This is a genomic window from Nocardioides sp. GY 10113, from assembly GCF_004919105.1.
Classification (GTDB): Bacteria; Actinomycetota; Actinomycetes; order Propionibacteriales; family Nocardioidaceae; genus Nocardioides.
In genome coordinates this window covers 322432-345236 of sequence record NZ_STGK01000002.1, presented here as the reverse complement: position 1 = coordinate 345236, position 22805 = coordinate 322432, and the positions used below count along the sequence as shown (strand labels likewise).

Annotated in this window: 25 protein-coding genes; 12 read left to right on the top strand and 13 right to left on the bottom strand. The window is 73.4% G+C overall.

All coding sequences use genetic code 11. The annotated features are described in order from the left end of the window. Position 1: 1 nt before the first annotated feature. Positions 2 to 2023 (top strand): DEAD/DEAH box helicase, encoded by a 2022-nt coding sequence (locus E8D34_RS03965; RefSeq protein WP_240771078.1) that lies wholly within the window; start codon positions 2 to 4, stop codon positions 2021 to 2023. Between the two features lie 43 nt (positions 2024 to 2066). Then, positions 2067 to 2828, top strand: a complete 762-nt coding sequence (locus tag E8D34_RS03960; protein WP_206056540.1) for an NAD(P)H-binding protein — start codon at positions 2067 to 2069, stop codon at positions 2826 to 2828. A gap of 33 nt (positions 2829 to 2861) precedes the next feature. Here the strand turns inward: E8D34_RS03960 and E8D34_RS03955 are convergent, their stop codons facing one another. After that, positions 2862 to 3494 carry a LysE family translocator gene (locus E8D34_RS03955; protein WP_136593271.1) on the bottom strand — a complete coding sequence of 211 codons (633 nt, stop codon included), beginning with the start codon at positions 3492 to 3494 and terminating at the stop codon, positions 2862 to 2864. Between the two features lie 161 nt (positions 3495 to 3655). On the opposite strand from E8D34_RS03955, the gene E8D34_RS03950 reads away from it, so the two are divergent. Next, on the top strand, positions 3656 to 4552 hold the full coding sequence (locus tag E8D34_RS03950; RefSeq protein ID WP_206056539.1) for an alpha/beta hydrolase: 897 nt from the start codon (positions 3656 to 3658) through the stop codon (positions 4550 to 4552). Here the strand turns inward: E8D34_RS03950 and egtD are convergent. The 3 genes from egtD to E8D34_RS03935 form a co-directional block, all read right to left on the bottom strand. Next, on the bottom strand, positions 4530 to 5525 hold the full coding sequence (gene egtD / locus E8D34_RS03945; RefSeq protein WP_136593270.1) for an L-histidine N(alpha)-methyltransferase: 996 nt from the start codon (positions 5523 to 5525) through the stop codon (positions 4530 to 4532). The two genes, E8D34_RS03950 and egtD, sit on opposite strands and share 23 nt — an antisense overlap. Beyond that, the gene (gene egtB / locus E8D34_RS03940; protein WP_136593269.1) at positions 5522 to 6817 is read right to left on the bottom strand and encodes an ergothioneine biosynthesis protein EgtB; all 1296 of its coding nucleotides are present in this window, start codon (positions 6815 to 6817) and stop codon (positions 5522 to 5524) included. Before egtB ends, egtD begins: the two co-directional genes overlap by 4 nt. Positions 6818 to 6915: 98 nt before the next feature. After that, positions 6916 to 8475, bottom strand: a complete 1560-nt coding sequence (locus tag E8D34_RS03935; RefSeq protein ID WP_136593268.1) for an MXAN_6640 family putative metalloprotease — start codon at positions 8473 to 8475, stop codon at positions 6916 to 6918. A 181-nt stretch (positions 8476 to 8656) separates the two neighbouring features. Between E8D34_RS03935 and E8D34_RS03930 the strand changes: the two genes are divergently transcribed. Continuing rightward, positions 8657 to 9919 (top strand): DUF445 domain-containing protein, encoded by a 1263-nt coding sequence (locus E8D34_RS03930; protein ID WP_240771077.1) that lies wholly within the window; start codon positions 8657 to 8659, stop codon positions 9917 to 9919. Positions 9920 to 10004: 85 nt separating this feature from the next. After that, on the top strand, positions 10005 to 10241 hold the full coding sequence (locus E8D34_RS03920) for an RNA-binding S4 domain-containing protein (RefSeq protein ID WP_136593393.1): 237 nt from the start codon (positions 10005 to 10007) through the stop codon (positions 10239 to 10241). A 35-nt stretch (positions 10242 to 10276) separates the two neighbouring features. Here the strand turns inward: E8D34_RS03920 and E8D34_RS03915 are convergent, their stop codons facing one another. The 3 genes from E8D34_RS03915 to hisN are packed head-to-tail and all read right to left on the bottom strand — an operon-like array spanning position 10277 to position 12073. Then, the gene (locus E8D34_RS03915) at positions 10277 to 10645 is read right to left on the bottom strand and encodes an FKBP-type peptidyl-prolyl cis-trans isomerase (RefSeq protein WP_136593266.1); all 369 of its coding nucleotides are present in this window, start codon (positions 10643 to 10645) and stop codon (positions 10277 to 10279) included. A 59-nt stretch (positions 10646 to 10704) separates the two neighbouring features. Then, a complete protein-coding gene (locus E8D34_RS03910) occupies positions 10705 to 11136 on the bottom strand; it encodes a CBS domain-containing protein (RefSeq protein ID WP_136593265.1) in 432 nt (143 codons plus the stop codon). A gap of 40 nt (positions 11137 to 11176) precedes the next feature. Continuing rightward, complete coding sequence (gene hisN, locus E8D34_RS03905) at positions 11177 to 12073, bottom strand: histidinol-phosphatase (protein WP_136593264.1); 897 nt, start codon at positions 12071 to 12073, stop codon at positions 11177 to 11179. 57 nt (positions 12074 to 12130) lie between these two features. Here hisN and E8D34_RS03900 point away from each other — a divergent pair, with 57 nt between their 5' ends. Continuing rightward, entirely contained in the window at positions 12131 to 12571 is a 441-nt protein-coding gene (locus tag E8D34_RS03900) for a DUF2231 domain-containing protein (RefSeq protein ID WP_136593263.1), read from the top strand. 23 nt (positions 12572 to 12594) lie between these two features. On the opposite strand, the gene rsgA is transcribed toward E8D34_RS03900, so the two are convergent. After that, positions 12595 to 13596 (bottom strand): ribosome small subunit-dependent GTPase A, encoded by a 1002-nt coding sequence (gene rsgA / locus E8D34_RS03895; protein WP_136593262.1) that lies wholly within the window; start codon positions 13594 to 13596, stop codon positions 12595 to 12597. A gap of 8 nt (positions 13597 to 13604) precedes the next feature. Then, entirely contained in the window at positions 13605 to 14936 is a 1332-nt protein-coding gene (aroA, locus tag E8D34_RS03890) for a 3-phosphoshikimate 1-carboxyvinyltransferase (RefSeq protein ID WP_136593261.1), read from the bottom strand. A 122-nt stretch (positions 14937 to 15058) separates the two neighbouring features. Between aroA and E8D34_RS03885 the strand changes: the two genes are divergently transcribed. The 4 genes from E8D34_RS03885 to rsrA all read left to right on the top strand — a co-directional run bounded on the left by E8D34_RS03885 (position 15059) and on the right by rsrA (position 17599). After that, positions 15059 to 15859 carry an SOS response-associated peptidase gene (locus tag E8D34_RS03885; RefSeq protein WP_136593260.1) on the top strand — a complete coding sequence of 267 codons (801 nt, stop codon included), beginning with the start codon at positions 15059 to 15061 and terminating at the stop codon, positions 15857 to 15859. Further along, entirely contained in the window at positions 15856 to 16512 is a 657-nt protein-coding gene (locus E8D34_RS03880) for an alpha/beta family hydrolase (protein ID WP_136593259.1), read from the top strand. The genes E8D34_RS03885 and E8D34_RS03880 overlap by 4 nt, the downstream gene beginning before the upstream one ends. Positions 16513 to 16676: 164 nt before the next feature. Further along, positions 16677 to 17321: a sigma-70 family RNA polymerase sigma factor gene (locus E8D34_RS03875; protein WP_136593258.1), complete on the top strand. Its 645-nt coding sequence runs from the start codon at positions 16677 to 16679 to the stop codon at positions 17319 to 17321. Then, entirely contained in the window at positions 17321 to 17599 is a 279-nt protein-coding gene (gene rsrA, locus E8D34_RS03870) for a mycothiol system anti-sigma-R factor (protein WP_136593257.1), read from the top strand. Before E8D34_RS03875 ends, rsrA begins: the two co-directional genes overlap by 1 nt. Before the next feature lie 343 nt (positions 17600 to 17942). Here rsrA and E8D34_RS03865 read toward each other — a convergent pair whose 3' ends face one another. After that, entirely contained in the window at positions 17943 to 18779 is an 837-nt protein-coding gene (locus E8D34_RS03865) for a DUF2785 domain-containing protein (RefSeq protein WP_136593256.1), read from the bottom strand. An 83-nt stretch (positions 18780 to 18862) separates the two neighbouring features. Between E8D34_RS03865 and E8D34_RS03860 the strand changes: the two genes are divergently transcribed. Next, entirely contained in the window at positions 18863 to 20368 is a 1506-nt protein-coding gene (locus E8D34_RS03860) for a PAS domain-containing sensor histidine kinase (protein WP_136593255.1), read from the top strand. 108 nt (positions 20369 to 20476) lie between these two features. On the opposite strand, the gene E8D34_RS03855 is transcribed toward E8D34_RS03860, so the two are convergent. Continuing rightward, entirely contained in the window at positions 20477 to 20731 is a 255-nt protein-coding gene (locus tag E8D34_RS03855) for a WhiB family transcriptional regulator (protein ID WP_136593254.1), read from the bottom strand. A gap of 224 nt (positions 20732 to 20955) precedes the next feature. Here E8D34_RS03855 and E8D34_RS03850 point away from each other — a divergent pair, with 224 nt between their 5' ends. Then, positions 20956 to 21378, top strand: a complete 423-nt coding sequence (locus tag E8D34_RS03850) for a hypothetical protein (RefSeq protein WP_136593253.1) — start codon at positions 20956 to 20958, stop codon at positions 21376 to 21378. On the opposite strand, the gene E8D34_RS03845 is transcribed toward E8D34_RS03850, so the two are convergent. After that, on the bottom strand, positions 21354 to 22160 hold the full coding sequence (locus tag E8D34_RS03845) for an RNA polymerase sigma factor SigF (RefSeq protein ID WP_136593252.1): 807 nt from the start codon (positions 22158 to 22160) through the stop codon (positions 21354 to 21356). The genes E8D34_RS03850 and E8D34_RS03845 overlap by 25 nt on opposite strands. 1 nt (position 22161) lies before the next feature. Next, entirely contained in the window at positions 22162 to 22629 is a 468-nt protein-coding gene (locus E8D34_RS03840; RefSeq protein ID WP_136593251.1) for an anti-sigma factor, read from the bottom strand. Positions 22630 to 22805: the final 176 nt, after the last annotated feature.

The following is a 22805-nucleotide window of genomic DNA, read 5'->3' as shown; positions in this document are numbered from 1 at the left end:
CGTGCGCGAGGTCGAGTCCGCCGTGCAGCGGCGCTCGACCGTGATCTCCGTGCGTACCAAGTTCCAGGTGATCGCCCTCCTGGTCCGTGAGGAGCGCGCGCGGGTCAAGGCCGACGAGAGCCTCACCGACGCCCGCCGCAACGAGGAGCTCAAGCGGCTCGACGGCATCGCCACGATCCTCGCCCAGACCGCGGCCCGCGACTCGACGCTCTTCACGCTGCTCGACCCGGAGGCGGAGATCTCCGACGACGCGCGCGAGCTGCGCCGCGAGCTCCTCGCCAAGGCGGGGATCGAGGTCGAGGAGGAGGAGACCGAGCAGGTTCCCGACGAGGCCGCGCTGGCCGCCGCCGAGCGCCGCGTGCTGCCCCGGTCGGTCGCCGCCCGGCAGCTCTCCAACCCGTTCCTGGTGCCCGACTTCGCCGGCGCCCAGGCGCCGGTCCGCCCGCAGCGCCTCGCCGGGTGGGAGCTGCTGGAGCCCCTGTTCCGCTCCTTCGAGCGCGCGCCCGAGGGTGCCGCGGCCGTGATGCCGCTGCCCGAGCCGACCAGCCTGCGCACCGTGGGCGGCCGCGAGCTGATGCACCACCAGGCCGAGGTCGTCGCGGCCGCGGCGGAGGGCCACCGCACCTTCCTGCTCGCCGACGAGCCCGGCCTGGGCAAGACGGCGCAGGCGCTGCTCGCCGCGGAGGCCGCCGGCGCCTTCCCGCTGCTGGTCGCGGTGCCGAACGTGGTCAAGACCAACTGGGCCCGCGAGGTCGACCTGTGGCTCCCGGGCCGCACCGCGACCGTGGTGCACGGTGACGGCGAGGACGTGGACGGCTTCGCCGACGTCTTCGTGGTCAACTACGAGATCCTCGACCGCCACATCGGCTGGCTCGGCAAGCACGGCTTCCGCGGGATGATCGTGGACGAGGCCCACTACATCAAGAACAAGGCCTCCCAGCGTTCCCAGCACGTGCTCCAGATCGCCGACCGGATCCGCAGCCGCACCGCGCGGCCGCTGATGATGGCGCTGACCGGAACACCGCTGATCAACGACATCGAGGACTTCCGAGCGATCTGGCAGTTCCTGGGCTGGATCGACGAGAAGGTGCCGCTCGGCAGCCTGATGGCGGCCCTGGAGGAGACCGGGCTGACCCCGGCCGACCCGGGCTTCTACCCGGCCGCCCGTCAGAGCGTCGTCAACCAGGGCATCGTCCGGCGTCGCAAGATCGACGTCGCCTCCGACATCCCCGCGCGCCGCGTCGCCGACCTCCCGGTCGAGCTCGAGGGCGAGGCCGGGCGCTCCATCCGCAAGGCCGAGGCCGAGCTGGCCCGCCGTATGGTCGAGCGCTACGAGACCGCGCTGGCCACCCGTCGCTCCGGCGCGGTGGTCGAGGGCATCGACCACGACCTGGTCCGCCAGGTGGCGACCTGGGAGCGCGAGGACAACGCCGCCAAGACCGGCGAGAACGTCTTCGGCATGCTCCGCCGGATCGGCCAGGCCAAGGCGGGACTGGCCGCGGACTACACCGCGCAGCTGGCCCGCAATGTCGGCAAGGTCGTCTTCTTCGCCAAGCACATCGACGTCATGGACGGCGCCGAGGAGGTCTTCGCCCAGCGCGGGATCAAGTACTCCTCGATCCGCGGCGACCAGTCCTCGACCGTGCGCCAGAAGCAGATCGACGCGTTCGTCAACGACCCGGACGTCGCGGTCGCGGTCTGCTCGCTGACCGCCGCCGGGGTCGGCCTCAACCTGCAGGTCGCCTCCAACCTGGTGCTCGCCGAGCTCTCCTGGACCGACGCCGAGCAGACCCAGGCGATCGACCGGGTCCACCGGATCGGCCAGACCGAGCCGGTGACCGCCTGGCGGGTGATCGCGACGCAGACGCTGGACACCCGGATCGCCGAGCTGATCGACCGGAAGGCCGGACTCGCTGCCCGTGCGCTGGACGGCGCCGGCGAGACCGTGGAGACTTCGATCGACGTCCAGACCGAGGCGCTGATCGCGCTGCTCACGGAGGCCTTGGAGCGTCGTACCCGCTGATCTCCGGCCGAGCCCGTGCCGGGCTCCTCAGGAGGTAGTGCCGATGGTCTCGCTGGCGGTGGCCGGAGGCACCGGCGTGGTCGGCCGGCTCGTCGTGGACGCGGCGCGCCGGCGCGGGCACGAGGTGACCGTGCTCGCGCGCTCGACCGGTGTCGACCTCACCTCGGGAGCAGGGGTGGACGAGGCGATGGCCGGCGTCGAGCGGGTGGTCGACGTGACCAACCTGACCACGCTGCGCGCCCGGCGCGCGGTCGCGTTCTTCGACGGCGTCACGCAGCGGCTGCTCGGCGCCGCCGAGCGGGCCGGGGTCGAGCACGTGGTGGCGCTGTCGGTCGTCGGCTGCGACCGGGTCGACCTCGGCTACTACCTCGGCAAGCGGGCGCAGGAGTCGGCGCTGGCCGCCGGCCCGGTGCCGTGGACGCTGCTGCGCGCGACGCAGTTCTACGAGTTCGCCAACCTGGCCATCGACCACGGCCCGCCCGGTCTGGTGGTCGCCCAGCGGATGCGCTGCCAGCCGATCGCCGCGGCCGAGGTCGCCGAGGCGCTGGTGGACGCGGTCGAGGGGCCGCCGGCGGGCCGGCTGCCCGACCTCGCCGGGCCCCGCGAGCACCAGCTGGACCAGCTGGTCCGCCAGATCGTGGTCGCCCGCGGCCTGCGTCGCGCCGTCGTGTCGATGCCGCTGCCCGGCAGCCTCGGTCGCCAGGTGCGTGAGGGCGGACTCCTGCCCACCGCGGACGCGGGCGACCCGGTGCTCGGCACGGAGCCGTTCGAGGACTGGCTGGCCCGGGTCTACCCCCAGACCTGACCGCCGACCCGCGAGTCAGGCCCCGCCGACCGGTCAGTGGCTGAACGCCACCCGGAGTCCGAGCCCGATCAGCACCACGCCCGTGAGCCGCTCGATGCCCGACCGGACGCCGTCCCGGGCGAGCAGGCGGCCCAGCGCGCCGACGGCCAAGGAGAACGAGCGCCACCAGAGCACCGCCATCGCCAGGAACGAGCCTGCTAGGACCGCGGTGGTCACGAGCGGCGGCTCGCCGGGGGAGACGAACTGCGGGATCAGCGTGAGGAAGATCAGCGCGATCTTCGGGTTCAGCAGGTTGCTCAGCAGCCCCTGCCGGAACGCCGCTCGGCGGTCGAGGAGCGCCACGGGGGCGACGTCGGTCGCCAAGGGCGGCTCGCTCTGCCCGGGGCGCGCGTGCCAGAGCGCCCGCGCGCCCAGGTAGACGAGGTACGCGGCGCCGGCGAGCTTGACGATCGTGAAGGCCGTCGCCGACGCCGCGAGCACCGCGGCCAGCCCGAGCGCCGATGCGGCGGCGTACCCGGCGATGCCGGTGCAGCAGCCGAGGCCTGTCCACCAGGCGACCGAGGTGCCGCCGCGCACCCCGTTGCGCAGGACCAGTGCCATGTCGGGACCGGGCGTGAGCGTGAGCAGCCCGGTGACGAGGAGGAACGCGAGGTACTGGTCCGGCACGGCCCCACGCTAGCCAACCGCGCCGTCCGACCGCGCCACCGACTCCGGCTGCGCGGGGGACTCCTCGGCGCCTTCCCGACGCTGTTGCCGGACGGTGGCCGCGCCCCGGTGCGGTGGGCACTTCTGCCTCGGCGGGCGGGGTCGTCTCCTAGGCTGGCGGCGTGCGCCTGCCGGCCCTCGCCGCCTACCTGCGGACCCCTCGCGAGCTGCGGTCGGTCTGGCTGCTCAAGCCCTTCGAGCTGCGCGACGAGGCGAGCCTGCGGACGCTGCGCCGCCAGGTCGGCGGTGGCGGCGAGGGCGCGCACGTCGAGGTGGTGCCCGAGGGACGCGCCGTGCCGTCGGGAGCGGTGCTGTGGTTCCACGGCGGCGGCTACGTGGTCGGCAGCGGCTACGCCAACACCGACCTGGTCACCGACCTGGCCCACGACCTGGGCGTCGTCGCCGTCGCGGTGGACTACCGGCTGGCACCCGAGCACCCGTTCCCCGCGGCCCTGGAGGACGGGTACGCCGTCCTCGCCGACCTCGTTCGCCGGTCCGAGGAGCTGGGCATCGACCCCGATCGGATCGCCGTCGCCGGAGCCAGTGCGGGCGGCGGCCTCGCCGCGGCGCTGTGCCAGCTGGTGCGCGACCGCGGCGAGTACCGGATCTGCTTCCAGGCGCTGCGCTACCCGATGCTCGACGACCGCACGGAGCCCGCGACCCGGCGCCACTTCGTGTGGACGCCGCGGTCCAACCGCACCGCCTGGGACTACTACCTCGGCGGGTCGCGCGAGCGCGGCGGCAGCCCGCCGCCGTACGCCGTGCCGGCGCGCACCGCGGACCTGACCGGCCTGCCGCCCGCCTGGATCGGGATCGGCGACGCCGACCTCTTCCTCGAGGAGTCGCGCGCCTATGCCGAGCGACTGGCGGACGCCGGCGTCCCGGTCGACCTAGAGGTCGTGCCGGGCATGTACCACGGTGCCGACGGGGTGCGCCCCGCCGCGCCGTCGGTGGTGTCCTTCCTCGCCGCCGAGCGGGCGGCGCTGCGGCGCGCGCTCACCCCTCCGGTCGCGGGGTGAGGACGCCCTTCCTGGCCAGCGTGACCGCGAAGTCGCCCGCCCCGTCGGTCCACTGCTCGGCCACCTCGAGGCCGACCGCGCCGAGCTCGGAGGCGATCCGCTCCCGGGTGAACTTGGTCGAGATCTCGATCCGGATCTCCTCCCCGGCGGCCAGGTCGAGGTCGAGGCCGGCGCCCGGGATGCGGACCCGCTGCGGCACCTCGGAGCGCAGCCGCAGGTCCATCCGCTGCAGCCGTGGGTCCCAGAACGGCACGTAGCCGAACGCGTCGGGGTCGAAGTCGGCCTCGAGCTCGCGGTTCAGCACCGCCAGGCTGTTCTTCACGAACGCCTCGGTGACGCCCTCGGCGTCGTCGTACGCGGCGATCAGGCGGTCGGCCTCCTTGACCAGGTCGGTGCCGAGCAGCAGCCAGTCGCCCTCGCCCATCGAGTCGCTCAGCGCCCCGAGGAAGGCGGCGCGCTCCTCGACGTACAGGTTGCCGATCGTGCCGCCGAGGAAGGCCACCAGCTTGTGCTCGTAGCGCGTCAGGTGGCCGAGGTGCAGCGTGAAGTCGCCGACCACCGCCTCCACCTCGATCGCCGGGTGCCGCCGGGCGATCTGCGCCGCGGCCTCCCGCATCACGCCCTCGGAGACATCGACGGGCACGAACCGCTCCAGGTGCCCGGCCCCCTCGAACGCCTCGAGCAGCAGGCGGGTCTTGTCACTGGTCCCGCTGCCGAGCTCGACCACCGTGGTCGCGTCGCACGAGTGCGCGATCGAGGGCGCGAAGGTCGCCAGGATCGATCGTTCGGCCTCGGTCGGGTAGTACTCCGGGAGGCGGGTGATCCGGTCGAACAGGAGCGAACCGGCGTCGTCGTAGAGCCACTTCGGGGGCAGCGACCGCGGCACCGAGCCGAGTCCGCGGCGCACGTCCGCGACCAGCGCGGCGGCGGCCCAGTCGGGCTCGAGCAGCACCGAGACGTGCGGCGCGTTCATGCTCCCGGCCCGTCCGCCAGTCGCACCCCGCTCAGCGCCCACCGGGCACCGGGCGGGAAGAAGTTCCGGTACGACGCCCGGGCGTGACCGGCCGGGGTCAGCGCGCACCCGCCGCGGAGCACCATCTGGCCGGACATGAACTTCCCGTTGTACTCGCCGATCGCGCCGGCGGCGGGCCGGAACCCCGGGTAGGGCAGGTAGGCCGACCCGGTCCACTCCCAGCAGTCGCCGAACATCTGCCGCAGTCCGCCGGAGGCGGCCGGCGCCGCCTCGGGGTGGAAGCTGGTCTCGTTGGCGAGGTTGGCCGCCGCCCCCGACGGGGTCTCCGGTCCGTCGACGGTGCGCGCCGCGTGCTCCCACTCCGCCTCGGTCGGCAGCCGCTTGCCCGCCCAGGTGGCGTAGGCGTCGGCCTCGTAGTGGCTCACGTGGCTGACCGGCAGCCCCGGGTCGACCGGGAACGTGCCGTGCAGCGTGTGCTCGAACCAGACCCCGTCCACCTCGGTCCAGTAGAACGGCGCCGCCCAGCCCTCGGTGGTGACCTTCGCCCAGCCGTCGGAGAGCCACAGCTCGTGGCGCCGGTAGCCGCCGTCGGCCATGAACTCCAGCCACTCGCCGTTGGTGACCAGCCGGTCCGCCAACCGGTACGGCGCCAGCCACTGCTGGTGCACCGGCAGCTCGTTGTCGAAGCAGAACCCGCCGCCCTCGCTGCCGATCTCCACCAGGCCGCCGTCGAACCCGACCCAGCCGAGCCGGTCCGGCTCGGAGACGGCGGTGGGCCGCCCGGCGTACACCGGCTGCAGCGGGTTGCGGGAGAGCACGTGCTTGATGTCCATCAGCAGCAGCTCCTGGTGCTGCTGCTCGTGGTGGAAGCCGAGCTCGATGGTGCCGGCGAGCTTGGTCAGCGTGCCCTCGTCGAGGCCCGCGATCAGCTCCCGCATCCGGTCGTCGACGTTGCCCCGGTAGAGGCCGACGTCGTGCGCCCCCGGCCGGCTGATCACGCCCCGCTCGGGTCGGGCGTAGCGCGGGCCGACGGCCTCGTAGTAGCTGTTGAAGAGGAACCAGTACTGGTCCTGGTAGGGCGCGAAGTCGCGCTCGTGCTCGGCGAGCACGAAGGTCTCGAAGAACCACGTGACGTGGGCCCGGTGCCACTTCGTGGGGGAGACGTCCGGCATCGACTGCACGGTCTGGTCCTCGGGCGAGAGCGGCCTGGCCAGCGTCTCGGTGTGGGCGCGGACCGCGTCGTAGCGGTCCAGCAGGCGGGTGGGCTCGTTCAGCTGCGACTCGACGGGCATCGGTGCACCTCGGGATCGGGGGTCGTTGGCACCAACGTAGAACGGCGTGCCGACAGTCCGCGCGGACCGGCCTCCCCGAGGCCGCGGTCGCCGGCCCCTCAGCCGTCCGCGGGCAGCGCCCGGAACCCGATCTCGAAGGTGGCTCCCTCGTCCAGCGGGCGCCCGCCGCAGGCCCACAGGGTGTCCCGGTCGCAGCGGTAGCGCGCCGAGGCGTTCACCGCGGTGACCACCACCGCCGTCACCCGTCCCGGGTCGAAGCCCACCACGACCTGGGCGGAGCGTCCCTCGAGCACCCGGCGCCGCTGGGTGCCGTCGACCCGCCGTACGGTCACGGCCACCGCCGAGCGCCGGGGCGCCCGGACGGTCAGCTCGAGGCGCTGGGGCTGGGCACGTCGGCGCGCGGCCCGCTGGTCTCCGCCCGGCGGACGCAGCGCGAGGTGCCGCGCGGCCAGGTGGTCGACCGTCAGGGTGCGGGTGCCCTGCTCGCCCGCGCGGTCCACCAGCACCCGCTTGGTGATCCGTGCGGCCGGCCACTGGTCGCCCTCGGGGTAGGCCCGGGCCGGGTCCAGGTTGGCCAGCGCGTACGACGTGAGCACGGTGCGCAGCCCGTTGTCGCCGTCCACGCGCCGCTCGAGCACGGCGCGCAGCGCCTCGATCGAGGAGAGCCCCGGGGCTCCGCGGGTGGCATCGGCCTGCCGCCACACGGCGCGCACCAGGTTCGCGCCGTACCGCGCGGTGGCGAACTCCCAGAACGGCCAGCTGCCGTACTGCGCCCAGCCGGTGTTGGAGTAGGTGTCCAGGGGCACGTGGGGGCGCCGGACGTCGCCGTAGGGGAGGTAGCGGCGGTTGTCGTTCGCGTCGTCGGCGAAGACCTCCTCGACCCACGACGCGGTGGTCTCCAGCAGCCACGGGTCCTCGCGGAAGTCGTAGCCGAACTGGATCGCGTGGAAGAACTCGTGGGCCGCGGTGACCCGGAGCGACACCATCGGTCGGGTGCCGTACTGGCTACGGGCGAAGTCGTTGTCGAGCACGCAGTAGCCCGACGCGGCCTCGCGCTCGCCCCTCACCCGGCGCTCGGGCGTGCAGTAGCCGAAGAGCCCGCGGCTGCCGATGTCGGCGAGGTAGACGTCGAAGCGCCCGTCGCCGCCGCGCCTGCGGTCCGTCGGCGGTGCCCGGAAGCCCAGGGTGTCGACCTCGAGGTCCCAGACCCGGTCCACCACGCGCAGCGTCCGTCGGGCCCAGCGCTCGCTCGGCGGCGCGTCGGACCCCTGGGTCACATAGTGGACGCAGACGACGTCGGTGCACCGGCGGGTGGACGGACGGCGGTAGCCCTGGCCGTCCGGGTCGGCGTTGCCCTGCGTGGGGCGGGCCAGCAGCAGGTCGGCGTGGAGCCGGGCGAAGAAGCCCAGGTCGCGGCGGGCGACGAAGAGGTCGCGCAGCATCAGGGTGAACTCGCGGTCGTGGCCGAGCGTGGCGCCGGCCTCGTCGACCTCCTCGGTCGCGGTGGCGGCCGTGGGGGTGGCGCCGGTGCTGGCGCCGGTCCTGGCGCCGTCGCTCGCGGCGCGGGCGGGTGCGGCCAGCGGTCCCGCCGCTGCCGGCGCGACGACGACCGCCGTCAGGCACAGGCTGGCGAGGACGCGTGCCAGGCGCGAGCGCATGCAGTACTCCAGGGTCCGGGGAAGGTGACCGGGGCTGAGTACAGCAGCCCCACCGGCCACACCCGTCAGCGCAACGCCGGACGACGCAAGATCGTTGCGCGAGTCCCGGCGGAGGGAGCCCGCGGCCATGTCCCGGAGCAGGACGCGGTTCGAGCCACCGGCGCTCGGGCAGGATGACGCCGTGAGTGGGCCGCTGCTACCGACCGATCCGTCCGCCGACGCACAACGCCGTACGGCGTTGCGCCGGATGCGCACCCTCGCCGTGGGGCTGCTGCTCCTCGCGGCGGCGGTCTACCTGCTGACCCTGGACGCGACCGGGTTCTGGGGGTTCGTCAACGCCGGCGCGGAGGCCTCGATGGTCGGCGCGATCGCCGACTGGTTCGCGGTCACCGCGCTGTTCAAGCACCCGCTCGGGCTGCCGATCCCGCACACCGCCCTGATCCCCAAGCGCAAGGACGAGCTCGGCCGGGGACTCGAGGAGTTCGTCGGGGAGAACTTCCTGCACGAGGAGATCGTGCGCGAGCGGGTCCTCGGCATCGGCGTCTCACGTCGGGTCGCCGACTGGCTGGCGGAGCCGGCGAACGCCGCGCGCCTGGTCGACGAGGCCTCCGAGCTGCTCGGCATCGCGCTGTCGAAGGTCCGCGAGGAGCACGTCGAGGCGCTGGTCACCGAGGCGCTGGTCCCGCGCCTGCGCGAGGAGCAGGTGGCACCGCTGCTCGGCGGCCTGCTCGCCGAGGCGCTCGCCGACGACCTGCACCACGGCCTGGTCGACCTCGCGCTGGACGAGATGCACGACTGGCTGCTGGCCCACCCGGAGACCGTGCACGAGGTGCTGGGGGAGCGGGCGCCCTGGTGGGCGCCCGAGCGGCTCAACGAGATCGTCATCGACCGGCTGCAGCTGGAGATGCTGCGCTGGCTCTCCGAGATCCGCGCCAACCCGTCCCACCGGGCCCGGCTCGCGCTGGACTCGCTGCTCACCCAGCTCGCCCGGGACCTGCAGCAGGACGCGGAGACCCAGGAGCGGGCGGAGCGGCTCAAGGAGCGGGTGCTGGACCACCCCGCGGTGATCGCCACCGCGATCACGCTCTGGAAGGCGCTGCGCCGCGCGCTGCAGACCTCGCTCGCCGACCCCGACGGCGCGGTACGACGCCGGCTGCTCGCCGAGGTGGCGCATGCCGCCGCGCGGCTCGACGCCGACCCGGCACTACGTGAGCGCCTGGACCGGGCGGCCGCCGACTTCGCCGTCTTCGCGGTGGACCGCTACGGCGCGGAGGTGACCGCGGTGATCACCCACACCATCGAGCGGTGGGACGGCAAGGAGGCGGCCCGCCGGATCGAGCTGCACGTGGGCCGGGACCTGCAGTTCATCCGGATCAACGGCACGATCGTCGGCGGGCTGGTCGGGGTGCTGATCCACGCGAGCACCGTCGTGATGGGACACTGAGGCCGTGTTCAAGCGTCGCAAGTCCCAGCCCGAGGAGAGCCCCGCCGCCGAGGTGCCGGTCGAGGTCCCGGCGGAGGACGCCCCGATGGACGTCCCGATCCGCGAGGGGATGATCCGGCTCGGTCAGTTCCTCAAGCTGGCCAGCCTCGTCGAGGACGGGGCGCAGGCCAAGGAGGTCATCGCCGGCGGCGCGGTGACGGTCAACGGCGAGGTGGACACACGCCGCGGTCGCCAGCTCGCGGTCGGGGACGTCGTACGGCTGGGCGGGCAGGCGGCCCGCGTCGTCGACGAGGCGACCTTCGAGGACGACCTGCCCTGGTGAGCACCAGCGGGCAGGCCGTCCGCGTCAGGTGAGGGTCAGCGGACCTCGAGCAGGTCGACCACGAAGATCAGGGTCTCGCCGGGCTTGATCACGCCGCCGGCGCCGCGGTCGCCGTAGCCGAGGTGCGGCGGGATGATCAGCTGGCGGCGGCCGCCGATCTTCATGCCCTGCACGCCCTGGTCCCAGCCGGCGATGACCATGCCGGCGCCGAGCCGGAACTGCAGCGGGGTGCCGCGGTTGTACGAGGCGTCGAACTCCTCGCCGGTGCTGTGCGCTACGCCGACGTAGTGGACGCTCACGGTGGAGCCGGCGGTGGCCTCGGCGCCGTCGCCGACGGTGAGGTCGGTGACCACCAGGTCGGTGGGCGGGGTGGGGTCGACGAAGTCGATCTCAGGCTTGTCCATGGCGCCCACACTACGCGCGCCGGCGGGGCGGGCCGACGCGGCCTCGGGCGGGGCCGGGGTCAGCCCTGGTGCACGTACTGGTCGAGCTGGTCGCGCTCGAACTGCAGCTCGTCGATCTTGTGCTTGACCAGGTCGCCGATGCTGACGATGCCGACCAGCTGACCCTCGTCGACGACCGGCAGGTGCCGCACCCGCTTCTCGGTCATCGCGTGCATCACCTCGTCCAGGGAGTCTCCGGGCGCGCAGGTGCGGACCACGTCGGTCATGATCGCGCCGACGGTGTTGTTGATGACGGTGCCGTCGTGGTGCAGGTGACGGACCACGTCGCGCTCGCTGACGATGCCGTCGAGGCTGGCGCCGTCCTCGCTGACCACGAGCGCGCCGATGTTGCGCTCGGCCATCATCGCGATCAGCTCGCGGACGCCGGCGGCAGGAGTGATGGTGACGACCTCGTGGATCGCCTTCGCCTGGAGCACGTCCCGGATGTGCATGTGAAGCAGGTTACAGACGGGCCCGGCCCGACAACAGGCCTCAGGCCTGCGGATCTTCGCCCTGCTGGCGCTGCACCCGTCGGGCCCGCAGGTCCGAGACGGAGCCCGGGCCCTGCGAGGGCCAGTCCGGGTCGGTGCCGTCGTCGGTGACGCTGCCCAGGAACGAGAGCGCCGCGTCGTGCAGGTGGCCGTTGGTGGCCACCGCGTTGCCGCCCCACGGGCCGTCGCTGCCGTCGAGCGAGGTGAACCGGCCTCCGGCCTCGCGCACGATGATGTCCAGCGCGGCCATGTCGTAGACCTCGAGCTCGGGCTCGGCGGCGAGGTCGACCGCGCCCTCGGCGAGCAGCATGTAGGACCAGAAGTCGCCGTAGGCCCGGGTACGCCACACGCGGCGCATCAGCGCCAGGAAGTCGTCGGCCATGCCGCGCTCCTCCCAGCCGCTGATCGAGGAGTACGAGAGCGAGGCGTCCTCGAGGCGGCGTACGTCCGAGACCTGGCAGCGGGTCGCCTTCATCAGCGACTTGCCGGTCCAGGACCCGCCGCCCTTGACCGCCCACCAGCGGCGCTGCAGCTGCGGCGCGGAGACCACGCCGAGCACGACCTCGCCGTCGACCGCCAGCGCGATCAGCGTGGCCCACACCGGGACGCCCCGCACGAAGTTCTTGGTGCCGTCGATCGGGTCGACGATCCAGCGGCGCTGCGAGTGGCCGGTGGTGCCCTGCTCCTCGCCGGTGATCGCGTCGCGGCTGCGGGCTCGGGAGAGGGTACGGCGGATCGACTCCTCGACGCCCCGGTCGGCGTCGGTCACCGGGGTGAGGTCCGGCTTGCTCATCACGTGCAGGTCGAGCGACTTGAAACGCGCCTGCGTCAGCGAGTCGGCGTCGTCGGCGAGCAGGTGCGCCAGTCGGAGGTCGTCGGTGTAGTCGGGGCCGGTCACGGCCGACACCCTAGTTGGTGGCGACGCCGCCCGATCCGCTTGGTGCAGACTTCAACCATGGAGATCAACGGGGTGCCGCTGCACCCGCTCGTCGTGCACGCCGCGGTGGTCTTCACCCCGCTCGCCGCGCTGTGCGGGATCGGGTACGTCGTCCCGGCCTGGCGCGACCGGCTGCGGTGGCCGCTGGTGGTGCTGGCGCTGGTCGCCGTCGTGGCCGTGTGGGTCGCCTACTTCTCGGGCCAGAGTCTGCGCACCGACCGGTTCGCCGGCGCCACGGGGGAGTTCGCCGACCGGCTGGACACCCACCAGACCTGGGGCACCCGCCTGCGGGGCGGGGCGACGGCCTTCGCGGCGCTGGCGCTGATCACCGTGTGGCTGCACGACCGCACCGGCCCCGCCCGGGTCGCCCTGGTGCTGGTCACGGCGCTCGCGGCGCTGCTCACGCTGGTCCTGGTGGTGCTCACCGGCGACGCCGGCGCGCAGGCCACCTGGGGCTGAGGGGTCGGAGGCCCGGGTCGGCCTCAGTAGTCGGTGACCGAGCGGGCGGCCAGGAGCCGGCGGAACGAGGTGACGCGCTCGGCATCCACCTCGCCGGCGGTCACCGCCTCGTCCAAGGAGCACTCGGGCTCCTCCTCGCCGTGGGTGCACCCGCGCGGGCACTCCTCGGTGGCCTCGTCCAGGTCGGGGAACGCCTCGATCAGGTGCTCGGGCTGCACGTGGGCCAGCCCGAACGAGCGGATGCCCGGGGTGTCGATGATCCAGCCGGCGTCGTCGGGCAGCGGCAGCAGCACCGCCGAGGTCGAGGTGTGGCGGCCGCGTCCGGTGACCGCGTTGACGTGGCCTGTCTCCCGGGCAGCGTCCGGCACCAGCGCGTTGACCAGGGTCGACTTCCCGACGCCGCTGTGGCCGACCAGCACGCTGGTCTGCCCGGCGAGCCGCTGGCGGATCCCGTCCAGGCCGACGATCTCCCGATCCGGGCCGCGGTGGGTGACCACCCACGGCACGCCGAGCGACCGGTAGGTGGCGAGCAGCTCGTCCGGTGACGTCAGGTCGGCCTTGGTCAGGATCAGCAGCGGCGTCAGCCCCGCGTCGTACGCCGCGACCAGGGCGCGGTCGATCAGCCGGGGCCGCGGCTCGGGGTCGGCGAGCGCGGCGACCACCACGAGCTGGGTGGCGTTGGCGACCAGCACCCGCTCGACCGGGTCGTCGTCGTCCGCGGTACGACGCAGCACGGTCGTGCGGGGAGTGACCTCGACGATCCGGGCCAGGGTGCCGTCCCTCCCGGAGACGTCGCCCACGACCCGCACCCGGTCGCCGACCACGACGCCCTTGCGGCCCAGGGGGCGCGCCTTCATCGCGTAGACCGAGCGCCCCTCGACGGTCAGCGTGAACCGGCCGCGGTCGACGGTGGTGACCACGCCGTCCACCGCGTCGGCGTACTCCGGGCGGTCCTTGGTCCGCGGCCGGGTCCGGCGGCGGGGCCGCTCGTAGTGCTCGACGTCCTGGTCGGTGTAGCGCGCCATCGCCGGCCTCAGGCCCCGAGGCTCCCGACCGGGTGGAACAGCCCGGACCAGAAGGTCGCGAAGTCGGGGAAGGTCTTGCTGGTGGTCGCGATGTCCTCGACCTCGACGCCGTCGATCGCCGCGCCGATGATCACGCCGGCGTGTGCCATCCGATGGTCGGCGTAGGTGCGGAACCGGCCGCCGCGCAGCGCGGCCGGCGCGAGCCGGAGCCCGTCCGGGAGCTCCTCGACGTCGGCGCCGAGGCGGCCGAGCTCGGTGGCCAGCGCGGCCAGCCGGTCGGTCTCGTGGCCGCGGATGTGGGCGATCCCGGTCAGGTGCGAGGGGGTGGAGGCGAGCGCGCAGAGCGCGGCCACCGCGGGCGCCAGCTCGCCGACGTCGTGCAGGTCGGCCTGCAGGCCCTGCAGCCCGCGCCAGCCGTCGGCCGGCCCGGTGACCCGCAGGCCCCCATCGGTCCGCGAGACGGTGCAGCCCATCCGGGTCAGCAGGTCGCGCAGCGCGTCGCCGGCCTGGGTGGTGGCCGCGGGCCAGTCACGCACGGTGACGCTGCCCCCGGAGACCGCGGCCAGCGCGAGGAACGGCGCGGCGTTGGAGAGGTCGGGCTCGACCACCTCGTCGACGGCGGCGATCGGGCCGGGGGAGACCGCCCATCGGTTCGCGTCGGCGTCGTCGACCGCGACGCCTCGACGCCGCAGCATGGTCACGGTCATCTCCACGTGGGGCAGGGACGGGATCGGCGCGCCGTCGTGGCGCACGTCGACGCCGGAGTCGAACCGGGCCCCGGCCAGCAGCAGCGCGGAGACGAACTGGGAGGAGGCGGACGCGTCGATGACGACGGTCCCGCCGGGCACCGTGCCGGTCCCGTGGACGGTGAAGGGGAGCGCTCCGGGCGAGCCCTCCTCGGCGTCGTCGATCTCCAGGCCGAGCGCGGCGAGCGCGTCGAGGATCTCGCCGACGGGCCGGTTGCGCATGTGGGGGTCGCCGTCGAAGCGCACGGCGCCGGTGACCAGGCCGGCGGCCGGCGGCACGAACCGCATCACGGTGCCGGCCAGGCCGCAGTCGACCAGTGCGCCGTCCCCGACGCTCGCGTTCGTCGGCAGGGGCGTGACCGTCCAGTCCTCGCCGTCGGTCTCGACCCGTGCGCCGAGCGCGTTCAGCGCCCCGGCCATCAGCAGCGTGTCGCGCGACCGCAGAGCTCGCCGTACGACGGAGGGGCCGTCGGCGAGGGCGGCCAGGATCAGCGCGCGGTTGGTGATCGACTTGCTGCCCGGGAGGGTGACCACGGCCTCCACCGCTCCGTCGACGGTGGGGGCGGGCCAGAACGGTGTGGTCGATGCGCTCATGTCCCGGCGAAGTCTAGGGCGTCGCGGGGACCGGTCCGTGCGCGCCGGCCGGGCGCGGGCACCCGGGAAGGCACGCACCAGGCACGCAGCAGGCACCCGGTGGGTGCCCTAGATTGATCCGCATGTGTGGGCGCTATGCCTCCAGTCGGTCGCCGGAGGACCTGGCCGAGGAGTTCGAGGTGGTGGACTCCCGGCTGGAGCATGCCGGTGACCGGGTGCTGCCACCCGACTTCAACGTGGCACCCACCAAGGAGGTGTACGCCGTCCTGGAGCGTCCCGTCGAGGAGGCGCCGGTCCGTCAGCTGCGGACGCTGCGCTGGGGCCTGGTCCCGTCGTGGGCGAAGGACCCGGGGATCGGGAGCCGGATGATCAACGCCCGGATGGAGACGGTCGCGGAGAAGCCGGCGTTCCGCCGCGCGTTCGCCGCACGGCGCTGCCTGCTGCCGGCCGACGGCTACTACGAGTGGTACCCGACCGAGCAGCTGGGCACCTCCGGCAAGCCCCTCAAGCAGCCGTTCTACATCCACCCGGCCGACGGCGGCGTGATGGCGATGGCCGGGCTCTACGAGATCTGGAAGGACCCGACCCGCGACGAGGACGACCCCGAGCGTTTCCGGTGGACCTGCACCGTGCTGACCACCGATGCGCCGGACGACCTGGGGCGCATCCACGACCGGATGCCGCTGCTGGTGCCGCGCGAGCGGCGCGACGCCTGGCTCTCTCCGGAGACCGGCAAGGACGACCTGGCGGGCCTGCTGGTGCCCGCGCAGCAGACCGGCCTGGTGGCGTACCCGGTCTCCACGGCGGTCGGCAACGTCCGCAACAACGGCCCGGAGCTGGTCGAGCCGCTGCCGCCGGAGGGGCAGGCCGGCGGCCCGGTCGATGCGGGCGACCGCGACGACGCGCAGGGGACGCTGCTGTGAGCCAGGAGCGGGTGGTCGAGACCCCGCAGGGGCCGGCGCGGCTGCAGATCCACCGCGCCCGGCAGGCGAGCGCGACGCTGGTGATGGGGCACGGGGCGGGCCGGGGGATCGACGCCCCGGACCTGGTCGCGTTGGCCAAGGCGCTCCCGCACAACGGCGTCTCGGTGATGCTCCTGGAGCAGCCGTGGGTGGCGCAGGGGCGGAAGGTCGCGCCGCCGCCGGCCACCCTCGACGCGGTCCTGCGCTCGGTGATGGACGGCCTGCGACTGCGCACACCCCTGATCCTCGGTGGCCGCTCGGCGGGAGCGCGGTCGGCGGTCCGGTGCGGACAGGCGCTGGGCGCGAGCGGCTGCCTGGCGGTCTCCTTCCCGCTGCACCCCCCGGGCAAGCCCGAGCGGAGTCGGCTCGGCGAACTGGCCGGTGCAGGCATCCCGACGCTGGTGGTGCAGGGGGAGCGGGACCCGATGGGACGGCCCGAGGAGTACCCCGACCCGTTGCCTCCCCAGGTCGACCTGGCCGTGGTGCCCGGTGGCGACCACGGGCTGGTGGTGCCCAAGCGGGGACCACTCAGCCAGGAGGACGCGTGGGAGCTGCTGGTGGAGACGACCCTGGAGTGGATCGTCCGGGACGTGGTCGGCAGCGGTGTGCGCTGAGCCGCCACGTCGTACCGGCCCAGGTCACACCGGTCCAGATCACACCCAGAACGGCGGGCGAATTGCGGGTCCGCGGGAATGGCGCGTCGGCGCGCGGCGTTGCGATGGACATGATGGCGGTGCTCGAGAGGCCAGTGGAGACGGTGCCCGTAGGCTGGTCGGCGATGACTGACACCCCCGACCTCACCGTCGAGACCGACCCGGTGGTCGATCCGGCCACGGAGACCGACGCTGAGCGCTCGGCGCGCTTCGAGCGCGACGCGCTCCCGTTCCTCGACCAGCTCTACTCGGCGGCGATGCGGATGACCCGCAACCCAGCGGACGCCGAGGACCTCGTGCAGGAGACCTTCGCGAAGGCGTACTCGGCGTTCCACCAGTTCAAGCCCGGGACCAACCTCAAGGCGTGGCTGTACCGGATCCTGACCAACACCTTCATCAACTCCTACCGCAAGAAGCAGCGCGAGCCCCAGCAGGCGCTGACCGGGGACTCGGGCGACATCGAGGACTGGCAGCTGGCCCGCGCGGAGTCGCACACCTCCTCGGGGCTGAAGTCCGCCGAGATGGAGGCGCTCGAGCGGCTGCCCGACACCCAGGTCAAGGACGCGCTGCAGCGGCTGCCCGAGGAGTTCCGCCTCGCGGTCTACCTGGCCGACGTGGAGGGCTTCGCCTACAAGGAGATCGCCGAGATCATGGACACCCCGATCGGCACGGTGATGTCGCGACTCCACCGCGGGCGGCGGCAGTTGCGTGACATGCTGTCGGGATACGTCCGCAGCGGTGGCGAGCAGCCGCTCGAGGGAGGTCGCTGATGTCGGGGCACCTGCACGGTGACGAGCCGACCAACGAGGAGTGTGCCGACTTCCTCGAGCGGATCGTGCGCCTCATCGACAACGAGCTCGAGGAGGGCGACTGCACGGTCGTGCGCGCCCACATCGACACCTGCAGCCCGTGCCTGGAGCGGTACGACCTGCAGCGCACCGTCAAGGCGATCGTGGCCCGCTCCTGCTCGGAGACCGCGCCGGCCGACCTGCGCGCCAAGGTGCGGCTGCAGATCCAGCAGATCCGCGTCGAGATCACCGAGGGTTGAGGTCCGGGCCCGCGGCCGGGCCGGGCCCGATTCACGGGTTCCAGCCGTTTGCTGCGAGACTGGTCCGGTATCGCTTCTGAGGAGGAACCATGGGCAAGACCGGCCGCAAGCGTCGTGCGCGTCGCAAGAAGGGCGCGAACCACGGCAAGCGCCCCAACAGCTGAGGACGCCGCCAGGCGGACACTCAGTCGCTGATCGAACCCCCTAGCCGTCCGGCTCGGGGGTTCGACGTTTTTCGGGCCGGGTCATCGGACCCGGCCCGACCCGGTCGACGGCAACGGCAGAGCGCGACGACGGCCGCCCCCAACGGTCGAGCACGACGGGCCCGCGCCGGGCAGCCCGCTCAGCCCAGGAACTCGGGGTGCAGCTCGCGCAGCACGGCGACGACGGTCAGCAGCAGGTCGCTGCGGATGGCCGGCGGCTTCGGGGCGAGGGCCAGCTGCAGGTAGAGGGCGCGCAGGAAGGCGTCCACGTTCGCCGCGACGGGGTCGGGGCCGCCGCTGCCGGCGCTGATCCCGAACGCCCGGTCACCGATGGTCGCCACCCACATCTCGACGCGGTCGAGGGGGAGCAGGTCGCGACGGAGCAGCCGGAGCGTGGCGCCGGCCAGATGATCGGCCTCGTCGCTCTCCCAGGCGATCGCACCGGGCGCGGTGACCCGTTCGCCCAGCACCTCGAGCAGGACGCCCAGCTCGGCCCGGCCGCAGTGCGGGGACGCAGCGACGACGGCCAGGGCGTCCGCGCCCCGGCACACGGCCTGCGCCCAGCCCTGGCCGGGCACGTGGCCGCGGAGGTCGCGCTCGGCGAGCAGCCAGGTGGCGATCCGGTCGGCCCAGTCCAGGACCTTGCCGCCGGCGAGCAGCGGGCGACGCGTGTCCCGGGCGATGCAGGCGGCGAGGACCTCGGCCGAGGCCACGCGGCGGAAGACGCTTGCGGTGCCCGACTGGCCGAGCCCGTTGCCCAGCCCCGTGGCGATCCCGTCGCCGAGGCCGACGAGCAGGTCGTCGTAGACGCCACGGCGGATCCACGCGTGCAGCGCCGGGCGGGCGACGTGGTCGCGCAGCTCTGCGTCCGGATGCCCGAGCAGCTCGGTCAGGTCGGCGGTCAGGTCGGCGAGCGGTGCGTCCGGCGGAACCGGGTAGTCGGCTGCGCGCAGACGTAGCCAATCATCCGGGAGCATGTCCCGTATCTTGCCAAACGTGGTCCCGGGTTCGTGCGCGGACCCGGAGTCCCGCGCCCGCGGTCGGGGACTAACGTGGCACCGTGCCGTCCCTGTCCGCCATCGCGCGGCGTCACTCCGATCTCGACGACCGCGACATCGCCTGGTTGCAGCTGCTGCAGGCCGATTGGCAGATCATCGCGGACCTCGCCTTCGCGGACCTGGTGCTGTGGGTTCCGGACCGTGACGAGGCCGGCTTCTGGGTGGCCGGGCAGGTGCGCCCGACGACCGGCCCGACGGCGTACGTCGACGACATCACGGGCACCTTCGCGCCGCTCGGACGGCGGCCGCTCGTGGAGGCGGCGTTCGAGCTGGGCCGGGTGATGCGGGAGGGGGCCACGGAGTGGCGCGACGACGTCCCGGTCCGGGTCGAGGCGATCCCGGTGCGCCACCGCGGGCGGGTGATCGCGGTGATGAGCCGCACCACGAGCCTGCTGGGCGTGCGCACGCCGAGCCGGTTGGAGATCAGCTACCTGCAGACGGCCTCGGACCTGGGCGCGATGATCGCGGCGGGGCTGTTCCCGGAGGCGGGGCAGCGCAGCGACCACGCCGACTCCCCGCGGGTGGGTGACGGCTTCCTGCGGGTCGACGCCGCCGGACGGGTGGTGTACGCCAGCCCCAACGCGCTGTCGGTCTATCGGCGGCTCGGGCTGGCCGGGGACCTCACCGGGCACCGCCTGGCCGATCTCACCCGTGAGCTGGTGCCTCCCCGGCGCCGGCCGGACGAGGAGACGTTGAGCGTGGTGCTGGGGGCGCGTGCCTCCCGTGACACCGAGCTGGGGGGCGCGGGCGGTCAGGACGGCGTGTCCCTGATCGTGCGCTCGATCCCGCTGCGCGACCCGAAGGGCGAGCACACCGGTGGCCTGATCCTGCTGCGCGACGTCACCGACCTGCGGCGGCGCGATCGCGAGCTGGTCACGAAGGATGCGACGATCCGCGAGATCCACCACCGGGTCAAGAACAACCTGCAGACCGTGGCGGCGCTGCTCCGGCTGCAGGCGCGCCGCATCGGGTCCCCGGAGGCGACCTCCGCGCTGGAGGAGGCGGTACGCCGCGTCGGCTCGATCGCGATCGTCCACGAGACGCTGAGCCAGGCGGTGGAGGAGACGGTCGCCTTCGACGAGATCGCCGACCGGCTGGCGCGCCTGGTCACCGACGTGGGCGCAGCCACCGCGAGCGTGCTGGTCCGGCGCGAGGGGGAGTTCGGTGAGCTCTCCTCCGAGCAGGCCACCCCGCTGGCGATGGTCGTCATGGAGCTGATGCAGAACGCGGCCGAGCACGCCTTCACCGCTCCGGAGGAGGGTGCCCCGCCGCCGGAGGCGCCGGTCGGCCAGATCGTGCTGACCGCTCAGCGGCGCGGGGCGATCCTGGAGGTCAGCATCACCGACGACGGCCGTGGGCTCCCGGAGGACTTCGACCTGGAGACCTCGAGCAGCCTGGGGCTGTCGATCGTGCGGACCCTGGTGGAGTCCGAGCTGGGCGGGCACCTGGTGCTCGGCCGGGCGGCGGACGGCGGCACCCGGGCGGAGCTCACGCTGCCGCTGGAGTAGCAGGTCGCGTCGAGGTCCGAGCAGGTCGCGTCGAGGCCGGATCGTCGAGCTCGCTGAGTCAGTCGGCCCGAGCCGGACGGCTCGGGCCGGTCAGACGGCTCCGACAGCTCAGACGGGGGTGCGGACGCGGGCGCGGGCGTTACGGCGCTTCAGCGCGCGACGCTCGTCCTCGCTGAGGCCGCCCCAGACGCCGTGATCCTGACCCGACTCCAGCGCCCAGGCGAGACACTGCTCGCGCACGTCGCACCGGCGACACACCTGCTTGGCCTCCTCGATCTGGAGGATGGCCGGCCCGGTGTTGCCGATCGGGAAGAACAGCTCCGGATCCTCGTCGAGGCATGCGGAACGGTGACGCCAATCCATGGGTGGGGAATCCCTCTTTCCTCCGTGGGGCGCGGCCCCGGTTCTCGGGCACGCCAGAAACCGCGATAGTGAACGGTTTCACGACCGCGACCCTCAAGGTTTCCAAGGAAACCGTTGTGAATCAAGGGTTCTGGCCGTCGGATGGATCACAACATGATCCTGGCGCAAAGGAAAGGGTCCCTCGCGAAGTCGTCCGCTGAGCAGGCCGTACGTAGGCTGGACGGGTGACGAACGCCGCCGCCCCCGCCCGTCCTCCGCTCCCGCTGGCTCTCGCGGCCGCCCTCGCGGGGTTGCAGGGCGCCGTGATGGTGCTGGTCGCCGTGCTCGAGGTCCTCGGCCTCTCCTCGGACCGGTTGGCGATGGGCGCCTCCACGGCGTTCTTCTTCGCCGCGTACGGCGTACTGCTGATCGCCGCCGCCGGCGGCCTGTGGCGGGGTGGGGTCTGGGCGCGCGGCCCGGTGCTGATCACGCAGCTGATCGTGCTCGGGGTGGCATGGACCCTGCGCGACCACGTGGGGGTCGCGCTGGGTCTCGCGGTCGTGGCCGGCGCCGCACTCGTCGGCATGCTGCACCCCGCCACGATCGCCGCGCTGGGCGGCGGCGCCGAGCCGGAGGGCGCCGATCAGGCGTCGGACTCCAGGGACTGACGCAGCTGCGCCAGAGTCCGGGTGAGCAGCCGGGACACGTGCATCTGGGAGACGCCGATCTCCTCGGCGATCTGGGACTGCGTCATGTTCTTGAAGAACCGGAGCAGCAGGATCTTCTTCTCCCGCTCGGGGAGGCGCTCCAGGAGTGGCTTGATCGACTCCCGCAGCTCGACGTGCTCGAGGGCCACGTCGTCGACGCCGAGCGCGTCGAGCATGCTCTGGCCCGCGCCGTCCTCGCTGTCGTCGGTGGCGTCCAGGCTGAGCGTGGCGTAGGCGTTGCTGGACTCCAGTCCCTCGACGATCTCCTCGACCGTGCAGCCGATCGCCTCGGCGAGCTCGCGCGGCATCGGGGAGCGACCCAGGCTCTGGGTGAGCTCGGCGGTCGTGCTGCTGATCTGCAGCCGCAGCTCCTGGAGCCGGCGGGGCACCCGGATCGCCCAGCCCTTGTCGCGGAAGTAGCGCTTGATCTCGCCGATGATCGTGGGAGTGGCATAGGTGGAGAACTCGACGCCACGCTCGGTGTCGAACCGGTCGATCGCCTTGATCAGGCCGATGGTGCCCACCTGGACCAGGTCCTCGTGCGGCTCGCCGCGGTTGCGGAACCGGCGCGCGCAGTGCTCGACCAGCGGCAGGTGCAGGTGCACCAGTGCCTCCCGCGCGGCATCCTGCTCCGACTGCCCCGTCGCGTCGTCGTCGCGCAGCCGGGCGAAGAGCTCGGTGCTGCGCGCGCGGGTGACGTCCGCCGAGGACGGCGCCGCCCCACCGGTGTTCGGCAGGGTCATCTCAGCCCTCTGCCGGCGCGGATGCGGACGCCTCGGAGGGCTCGGCCGCGAGGGACGAGGTCACGGTGGCCCACACCCGGTAGCGGCCGGGGGTCGAGTCGATGCCGGCGTCGGTGGTCAGCACCGCGAGGACCTGCCAGCCGAAGTTCTCGTAGTCGGCCGGTGCGGGCGATGCCGCGTCGGTGGCGACGCTGACCTCGACCCGGTCGGGGGCGAGGCCGAGGTCGAACGTCGCGGTGAGGTCGGCGCCCGGGTCGGCCTGCTCGAGGACGAGCGCGGCCGCCTCGCTGACCACCACGCGGAGGTCCTCGATGTCGTCCATGGTGAAGTCCAGGCGCGCGCCGAGGCCGGCGGCCAGCGTGCGCAGCACCGACGCGTAGGCGCCGTCGGCCGGCACCCGCAGCTCGACGGTGGACCCGGTCTCGGCGCCCCCGGCGCCCTCGAGCGTCAGGCTCTTCGTCCCCGACATCGGTTCCTCCGTCGCAGGTCAGCGGCGGCCGCGGCGCGGTCGCCTGGTGATGGGCCCGAGAGTACGGCAACGGCCGCCGAGCGGTGCTCGGCGGCCGTCGACAAGAGTCCGCCGGTCGGCGGTCCCAGGCTGGAATCACCGGTTCTCGGGCCACGCCGACAACCGGTGTCGCCAGG